We start from the raw sequence: 8,895 nt of genomic DNA, 5'->3' as shown, positions 1-8,895 counted from the left end.
TCAATCATTGATGTTAAACAAACTATTTCTTTTTATTTGATTCATATTTAGAGGTAAATCGTTTTCTGTCTTTTGTAATTTGATTGTCAACAGCTTTCTTAATTTTGAGTACTTGATCATCTGCCTTCACTTTATTTATGAGCGAGGATGTCTTTACAGAAGGAAGACCATTAATTTTTGTTAGTTCTTTATTCGAATTTGGTCCCGATATTAATAGTGAACCGTCCGGTTGTGCATATCCGATAAATATATAATAGTTCCCTTCCACAGGAAGTGTGTCGTTTTCATAGAGCTGAACTGTTTTTTTATCTTGAGTTAATCCACCTTCTTTTACAATAGGAATTTCTTGGTTAGTGATAAGATCACCTTTTAAATTTTGGATCACAGTTACTTTATAATTTGTAAATGGATCTGCAACGGTCTTTGTTCCACCGTCCTTAGTTTCTGTTTCAACAGGGTTCTTAAAGTCCGTATCTAATAGTTGGTTTACATAGCCAACAAATACGTAATCAGCATAACCAACAAGTGCTCGTTCATTATCTGGATTAATGATAAAAGAGCCTTCTACACGTTTAACAGGGAATGATCTTCCATCCTTAAATGTATATTTATCTGAGCAGCCCGTTAAAACAAGTATAAAGATAAGAAGAAGAATTGCGTAATTGTATTTCTTCATAAATAATCCTCCTCGTATTATTAGTTTTGAAGTTAATAGTCATCCCTGTTCAGCTCAAGTACTGCTTAATATTCTCTCTGTGATTTAATTTAATGAGTAATTACATAAAAATACCGATCATAAGATGCTTTATCATTTGCACTTAGACTGGTTCTTGTAGTATCGTATTTATACATAATATCTTCGGATGTATTATGTGCAAGACCCAACGTATGACCTAATTCATGCGTTGCGACATTTTGTTTTCTTGTTCCTGATAATTGATCCATATTATATTTATTAAACTTCAATTCTCCATATTGGTATGTGGTTGCATTAGTGCCATTTACTATATATATATCGGATAACGTCACATCTTTAATAGTCCAATCTGTATCATGTCTGATTTTGTTACCTATATAATTATTCCATGTGTTGACTCCGCTTTTAAAATAACTCAAATATGAAGTAGATCCACCCCAGTCCATATGAAGTCCACTGTCGATTAAACTCCAATTCTGTATGCTAGATGAGGCAGCATAAGTTTCCTCAGGAGATGATAAAAAAAAGAAGAATGTGAACCCAACGAGAATTATTAGTGCGGAGATTAATTGGCGAATTTTTTTCATGTAACAACCCTTCCTTTAGGTTTAATTAAGTTAAATAATTGAATAATAAAAATGTACTATTCGATGGAAAATCTTGCTGTTATAGGTTTTGTATGAATACTTGATATTGAGTTTGAAACTCTGACTTTTCTTAACAACCCCTTTGGAAAATTTCGATATAACAATGAACATTAATAGGTAATAATCAATTCTGATTATCTCGCTAGCTCATGATAGGTGACCGTTAATGTGGTTACGCAGTTAGAAAGCAGGTGATGGAAAAGTTCATCCTCAAAGTGTCGACGATTAAATAGGTAACTGAACTCATCGCGATGGGCCTAAATTTGTTTCTTGTCTAGACCATGGTAGGTTCCCTCATAATTGCTCTGGCATTGGATATCATGTTGTGCAACCAATGGAGATGATCCCGATTACTTTTGGGAGCAAATTTAATCCCCTAAACCTAAACCTCTCCCCACCTCCCCGACAAGACCTGGTAGGAACTAAAACCGTCCGTATGGATCATCGTGTCAGATTTCAGTGTTTTTTCTGTCAGTACTCTGAGCGTTTTGCCTTGGACATTGGGAACTCTTTGTATTTTGGCGTATTGCGGATGACCTTTGGTATTGAGGATCAGCCCAACGACCAACGTAGCCTTTTTGGTTCCCCGTCTACGTTTGCCTCCCTCAGTTGGCCTGATAAAAAGTGTGCACATCGCAGACAGGGCAGGTAAAGCTATCGGATCATTTGTTCTGAATCAAGTAGAATTCACAGGAAGATTGACTAGAAATGATTCTGGAAATAGTTCATTTTAGCTTTTTTGCCATAACACCCCCCAACGTATTCTCTACACTTCATTTATGAGTCTAAGAGATTTTTGAACTTCTAGGCATGTTTGGACGGTTTTTTAGGCATTATTACATTGTGGACCTTTTTTATTGTGGTCAATAAAAAAGTAATGTTAATGCTTAGAAACATTTTATATTATTCAAAAAAAAAAAATCTGTCGTAATTTGTCGACAAAATGATTTTTTTTTGGTATGTGAAAAATTAAATCATACGATAACTTTGTGATATATAAAAGTAGCCTAAGCAATCTCCGCATAAACGGACAGCAAGCCTTAGAGCTTCACAGACACAACAAGCGACTGATCCATCCCCTACTTAGGATTCAAGCCTTAAAGTGAGAGAAAAGACTGTTGGCAGGATTAAAACTCGCTTTTTTATAAACTCTTATCAACTGTTGTTTTTAAACCTCATGGTTAAAAAATATGCCAAAATAATACAAACGACTATTAGAAAATGCTAATTAGGAAGGAGCCTGGAGTTGCATAAAATGCATTTGAATCGATCACCTGCTAAATTACCAGCTCACCTGCTGAATAACCGCCTCACCTGCTAAATAAATCGTTAACCTGCTGAATAACCGCCTCACCTGCTAGATAATCGATTCACCTGTTTAACTTTTCCCGCTCTATAATTGCCAGTCCGTCTTTACTGCGTAACAAGATCATCCTCAGGAAACATTTTATAAAAAACAGGCAAGTACACGATTTTGTGTACTTGCCTGTTCCTATTTTTTATTCCACCGTAACCGATTTGGCCAGGTTTCTTGGTTTATCGACGTCGCATTCGTTCTGCAGGGCTGCGTAGTACGCGATCAGCTGCAGAGGAACTGCGCAAACAAGTGGTGTCAGGGCATGGTGCACTTTCGGAAGCACGATGCGGTCGTCCACGTGATTCGTGACTCCGTCCATGCTGATGATGCACGTGTGGGCGCCGCGAGCGGCTACCTCTTCAACATTACTGCGAATGTTGTTGTTGACATTTTTCTGGGTCGCAAAAGCGAATACTGGTGTGCCATCCTCGATCAGGGCAATGGTGCCGTGCTTGAGCTCGCCGCCGGCGAAACCTTCTGCTTGGATGTAGGAAACTTCCTTCAGCTTCAGAGAGGCTTCCATGCAGACGTAGTAGTCGAGTCCGCGACCGATGTAGAAGGCGTTTCGTGTGATCGACAGATATTCGCGTGCGACTTCCTTCAGCAGCGCTTTTTCGTCAATCATCTGCTCCATGCCTTGTGCGGCAATGCTCATCTCATGAACAAGGTCGAAATCGAGCTTCTTGCCTGTTTTTTGAGCAGAAGCAACGGCGATAAACGCAAAGACGGCGATCATAGCTGTGTATGCTTTGGTTGATGCAACAGCGATTTCCGGACCCGCGAACAGCAGCATTTTGTAATCTGCTTCGCGGTATAGAGTCGAGCCTTCGACATTCGTCATGGTCAGTGTCGGATAGCCGAGTTTCTTCACCTTGACGAGTACGGCGCGGCTGTCGGCCGTTTCGCCGCTCTGCGAGATGAAGATGAACAGCGGTTTCTTCGAGAGAAGCGGCATATTATAGGAGAATTCACTCGAAATATGCACTTCAGTCGGAATTCCGGCAACGGTCTCAAGCAGATGCTTGCCGACGAGTCCGGCGTGATAGCTTGTGCCGCAGGCGATGATGTAGATTCTGTCTGCGTCACTGACGGCCTTCGTGACCGTCGGATCAAGCGTAACGACTCCGTCCTTGCCGCTGTATTCCTGCAGCAGACGGCGCATCACGGCCGGCTGTTCGTCGATTTCCTTCAACATATAATGAGCATAAGCACCTTTTTCCGTGTCATGCGCATCGAAGGAAACCGTATAAGGCGCGCGCGTCTTTTTGTTGCCGTCGAGATCCATGATCGTGTAGCTGTCACGAGTCAATTCGACAACTTCTTCATCCATCAGCTCAACGTACTGCTTCGTCTTCTGGATCATCGCTGTCGCGTCACTTGCTACGACATTGAAGCCATCTCCGAGTCCGATCAGAAGCGGGCTTTTGTTCTTCGCTACATAGAGCATGTCGCTGTCTTCCGCGTCAACCAGTGCAATCGCATATGAGCCGTCAAGCAGCTTCAGCGTTTTCCGCAGAGCTGCTTCCGTACTCAGACCTTCGTTTGCGAAAACTTCGATCAGCTGTACAACGACTTCGGTATCCGTCTCGCTTTTCATGGTAACGTCGGACAGATATTCTGCCTTCAGCTGACTGTAGTTTTCAATTACACCATTGTGAACAAGGGTGAATCGGCCTGAAGCACTCTGATGCGGATGCGCGTTGCGCTTGTTCGGTTCGCCGTGTGTTGCCCAGCGTGTATGACCGATACCAAGCGTTGCGTGAACGGCAGGATCCACGGATTCACGAAGAACGGCGATCCGTCCTTTTTCCTTGAAAACATGGACACCATCTGCATTCAAAAGCGCGATTCCTGCTGAATCATAGCCCCTGTATTCGAGATTGCTGAGTCCCTTAAGTAAAATGTCACGTGCATCTTCGTTGCCAATATAGCCTACAATACCACACATAGGATAGTCCTCCTTGTGAGGCAAGGTGCTTCAAAGATGTTCTATTCATCAGATAGGGCAGTCTTGCCCCACTTGTTTTTTTTATTTTTATTGCCTATGTGCCTGCAGCACGGGTTCTGTACAGAAAGTTGCCTTCCTGGTTTGTGCGCGTGCTAACGGTTGCAAGCATTCCGAGAGGTATCCGCCGAATCCTTCGATAAACCTCTTCCTCGTCAACTATTCCGTAAATCTCCGTTCGAGAGAATAGTCCAGGCGCTTAATATTCAGTTATCCGACCCTCGCTTTCCTTCTCGAGTTACCCACATACTACTTTAATCTGATCTGTGCGTCAATCTTCTTCGAAGTGGGATTCTTTTTCTTACTCAATATATCTATTCAGCAAAGCCATGTCCGGCAACCACGGGATTAAATTTTCTATGGTCATCTTTTCCCGTCTCAGTTGAAAATGGCAAACAGTTATAAATTCGCAGAAACAGCGATCATAATGCCCGCCCAAATTCAGAAAAATTATTTTCCAAAAGTGGAGACTTTGACCGCTGGTTTATTTCGTCTTATTTTATTGAATTTCGCCGCCAACTGCTTCAACAACCTTTTGAGCAATTCGGTCGACATAAGCATCGCATGCTTCCTCAGTCGGTGCCTCAGCCATTACACGAATAAGTGACTCCGTACCTGAAGGTCGCACCAGAACGCGTCCGTCGCCGGCCATATCGGCCTCAACATCCTTGATCGATTGAGCGACCTCCGGATTTTCCGTTACATGGAATTTGTCGGCAACATGGATGTTGACCAATTTTTGCGGATATGTTTGTACTCCGGCGGCAAGCTCGGACAGCTTTTTACCGCTGGCTTTCAAGATGCTGACCAGCTGCAGAGCTGTCAGCATTCCGTCTCCCGTTGTCGAATGTTCAAGGAAGATGATGTGTCCCGATTGTTCACCACCAAGTGAGTAACCGCCGGCGCGCATTTCTTCCATAACGTAACGGTCGCCGACCTTCGTCTGTTTTGTTTCAATTTGCTCCGCTTGAAGTGCCTTGTACAAGCCAAGATTACTCATAATGGTCGTTACCAATGTATCTTTATTCAGCATTCCTTTTGATTTCAAATAGGTAGCACAGATATACATAATTTTATCGCCGTCAATAATGTTTCCCAGCTCATCAACAGCAATCAAGCGGTCGCCATCGCCGTCAAATGCAAGTCCGCAATCGGCTGCCTTTTCCACAACAAGTGCAGATAAAGCATCCGGATGTGTCGAGCCGACGCCTTCATTGATATTTTTACCATTTGGTGATGTCCCTATTGTGACAATGTCTGCTTCCAGATCAGCAAAAAGATGCGGGGCGAGCGAGCTCGTCGATCCATTGGCACAGTCGAGTGCGATTTTGAGCGAGGAAAAATCGTCTTCCTGTATCGTCTGTTTCAAAAATTGAAGATATTTTTGGCTGCCTTCAAAATAGTCGCTGGATGTGCCTAAGTCACCGCCGATTGGTCTTGGCAGATCATCTTTTTCTTTAGACAGCAATGCTTCAATGGTTTCCTCAACCTCGTCGCTCAGCTTAAATCCGTCACTGCCAAAGAACTTGATGCCGTTATCGGCAACAGGATTATGCGATGCAGAGATCATCACGCCGGCACTTGCGTCCATCGCCTTCGTCAAATAGGCAACGCCAGGCGTTGAGATAATACCAAGACGCATCACTTCAACGCCGATAGACAATAGTCCGGAGATCAGCGCGCCTTCCAGCATATATCCGGAAATACGCGTGTCCCGGCCAACCAGCACCTTCGGATGTTCAGTCGTCTTCGTTAATGCATAACCGCCTGCCCGCCCCAATTTAAAAGCTAATTCAGGTGTCAAGCCGAGATTTGCAATACCTCTGACTCCATCTGTTCCAAAGTACTTTGCCATAATTTCGATCGCTCCTATCTTTCCTCGTCCAAATTCCGCCGCTTTATTGTAAACTCCGTGCCGCATTCTGTCAAAGGGATGTTCTAACCCCTCAAAAAGTAACAGGCCGTGAACCGTTAACTGATGCTGACGTTCACCGTTTTCGGATCTGCCTTTGCAGTTAAACCGTCCGCTGCGCTAACTGCAACAGTAACCTGATGATCACCCGCATCCAATCCGCTCAAATCGACCTGCGCCTGGACATCACTTTCGGACAATTGATCGACATCCTGAGAAGGGCCGGTTACCGAGACGCTTACATGATCTTCATTGCTGAAGGTCGCTTTCAAGCCATCCTTAAGCCCGGTTACCTTTATTGGAATATTCGTCAGTTTTTTCGTTTGTTCGTCCGTACTTGAACTTGAACCAGAATCGGAACTGCTGCTTTCGTCACTATCAGCCGCTGTTTCTTTAACAATATGAACCGTAACATCTATTTTCTCCGGATCTACTTTGCTTGCCCCTGACGGAACAGGAATTGTTACCGAGAACGTCTTGTTCTTTTTTAAACCATCCACAGACACAGACAACGGATCGAGTGCTGTAATTTGGCTAAGTGCTGCCGCATCCTGAGCCGTTACGGTCACATCGCTCGCAGAGGGTTCGACCGATGAAACACTGTATCCCTTAGCCGGCGTACCCGTCGTCACTGCCTTGATACTCAATTGTTTCGACACTTTATCAATCGGCACGCGAACATGAACCGATGAAGGATTGATCGTCACATTCACTTGATCACCGTTGCTGTTGTATGCATGCAGCGTAACCATTTTATCCATCGTTGCATTCGCGTCTTTAACATTAATTACGCCTTTAATGAACGCAATCGAGTCCACGGAGTCTTCACCGCCGGTAACTGTGACATTCTGAGTGTCAATAACCGGATCACCAACTGCGTAACCGTCTGCAACCGAACTCTTATTGATAATATCAACGGCAACTGGAAGCTCTTTACTCGTTTTCTTCTGAATCGTTACCCGAACAGTCTTAGGAGTCGGGCGGACAGTCAGCCCTGACGGAAAGCCGCGTGTCTGGACGCGGGCATCATAGGTGCCCGGCTTCATATCCGTCAGATCCAAATAGGCACTCTTCGTGCTCGGCAATTTTGCCTTCAGAATTGATTCATTGGAGCCGGTCAGACGGACACTGATCGTCTGCGGCGCCCCGCTGACCACATACTTGTTCTGATTATATTGTACAGACAGCTTTTGTGTCACCACTGCCGATTGCTGTGACGGATTCACAGCCACATTGGAAGGGCTTCCCGATGATGTACCGTCGCCCGATGATACAATGGCGTACAGCATAAGAGCCATGACAAAGGATACAATTTTGACAAACCAATTGTTATTCAAAAGTTTATCCATTGTGCTTACCTCTCCAATTCCAGCGAACGGTCGGCTGATTCTCCGATTCATCCAGTTCATGCTGGAGCATTTCTTTCAAGCGTTCCTCACCGATCTCGCGGAACATTTCTCCGTTCTTCGTCACCGTGATGCCCCCGGTTTCTTCAGACACAACAACGGTTAAAGAATCGGTTACTTCGCTGACGCCCATGGCCGCTCGATGCCTTGTCCCAAGTTCCTTCGAAATAAACGGGCTCTCCGAGAGCGGCAGGTAGCATGCTGCCGCAACGACTTCGTTGCCACGAATAATAACCGCACCATCATGCAGTGGCGTGTTCGGAATAAATATGTTAATCAGCAGTTGAGGTGTCAGGTTCCCATGAAGCTGAATTCCGGTTTCAATATAATCATTAAGTCCTGTTTTGCGTTCAATGGACATCAACGCTCCGATTCTGCGCTTTGCCATATAAGAGGACGCTTTGACAATTGCGTCCGCCATTTGTTTATGTTCTTCCTCAACTACGACGCCTCTAGAGAACAGACGCCCTCGACCGAGTTGTTCCAACACGCGGCGCAATTCCGGCTGAAAAATGACGATAATCGCGAACAATCCATAGGTAATGGCATTGTTCAAAATCCACTCCAGCGTCCGCAGCTGCAAAAGGCTGCTCAGAAACCACACTGCGATGATGACAAGAATACCTTTCGCCAGCTGAACTGCCTTTGTGCCTCGAATAATCATGATCACTTTGTAAATCACGTAGGTGACAATCAAAACGTCAATGATATCTGTCAAGTAGTTTAGAATATTGAAATGAGTCCACAAAGACATGGCTTTTCATCCTCCAAATCAGCCGTAGTTCTCTAACCGCGCCGACAATCTTATTGTTTCTGTATATCCTGGGTGTAAACCTAATTTTCGAAAAATTAATAAGCGCATCGGCTCGTC

Annotated in this window: 7 protein-coding genes; all 7 read right to left on the bottom strand. The window is 44.3% G+C overall.

Translation table 11 applies throughout. The features are described 5' to 3' along the window. Nucleotides 1-22: 22 nt before the first annotated feature. Nucleotides 23-676 (bottom strand): hypothetical protein, encoded by a 654-nt coding sequence (locus NOM01_RS15215; protein ID WP_255749346.1) that lies wholly within the window; start codon nucleotides 674-676, stop codon nucleotides 23-25. Nucleotides 677-765: 89 nt separating this feature from the next. Beyond that, on the bottom strand, nucleotides 766-1,284 hold the full coding sequence (locus NOM01_RS15210; RefSeq protein WP_255749345.1) for a matrixin family metalloprotease: 519 nt from the start codon (nucleotides 1,282-1,284) through the stop codon (nucleotides 766-768). 442 nt (nucleotides 1,285-1,726) lie between these two features. Continuing rightward, a complete protein-coding gene (locus tag NOM01_RS17315) occupies nucleotides 1,727-1,978 on the bottom strand; it encodes a transposase (RefSeq protein WP_370646159.1) in 252 nt (83 codons plus the stop codon). Nucleotides 1,979-2,843: 865 nt separating this feature from the next. Then, entirely contained in the window at nucleotides 2,844-4,649 is a 1,806-nt protein-coding gene (gene glmS / locus NOM01_RS15205; RefSeq protein ID WP_255749344.1) for a glutamine--fructose-6-phosphate transaminase (isomerizing), read from the bottom strand. Nucleotides 4,650-5,205: 556 nt separating this feature from the next. Then, on the bottom strand, nucleotides 5,206-6,561 hold the full coding sequence (gene glmM, locus NOM01_RS15200) for a phosphoglucosamine mutase (protein ID WP_255749343.1): 1,356 nt from the start codon (nucleotides 6,559-6,561) through the stop codon (nucleotides 5,206-5,208). A 116-nt stretch (nucleotides 6,562-6,677) separates the two neighbouring features. Next, the gene (locus NOM01_RS15195) at nucleotides 6,678-7,967 is read right to left on the bottom strand and encodes a CdaR family protein (RefSeq protein WP_255749342.1); all 1,290 of its coding nucleotides are present in this window, start codon (nucleotides 7,965-7,967) and stop codon (nucleotides 6,678-6,680) included. After that, entirely contained in the window at nucleotides 7,960-8,778 is an 819-nt protein-coding gene (gene cdaA, locus NOM01_RS15190; RefSeq protein ID WP_255749341.1) for a diadenylate cyclase CdaA, read from the bottom strand. The genes NOM01_RS15195 and cdaA overlap by 8 nt, the downstream gene beginning before the upstream one ends. Nucleotides 8,779-8,895: the final 117 nt, after the last annotated feature.

Origin of the sequence: Sporolactobacillus sp. STSJ-5 (assembly GCF_024385605.1) — a bacterium.
GTDB lineage: Bacteria > Bacillota > Bacilli > Bacillales > Sporolactobacillaceae > Sporolactobacillus.
The sequence above is the reverse complement of the archived record's forward strand: the minus strand, read 5'-3'. Positions and strand labels throughout refer to the sequence as shown.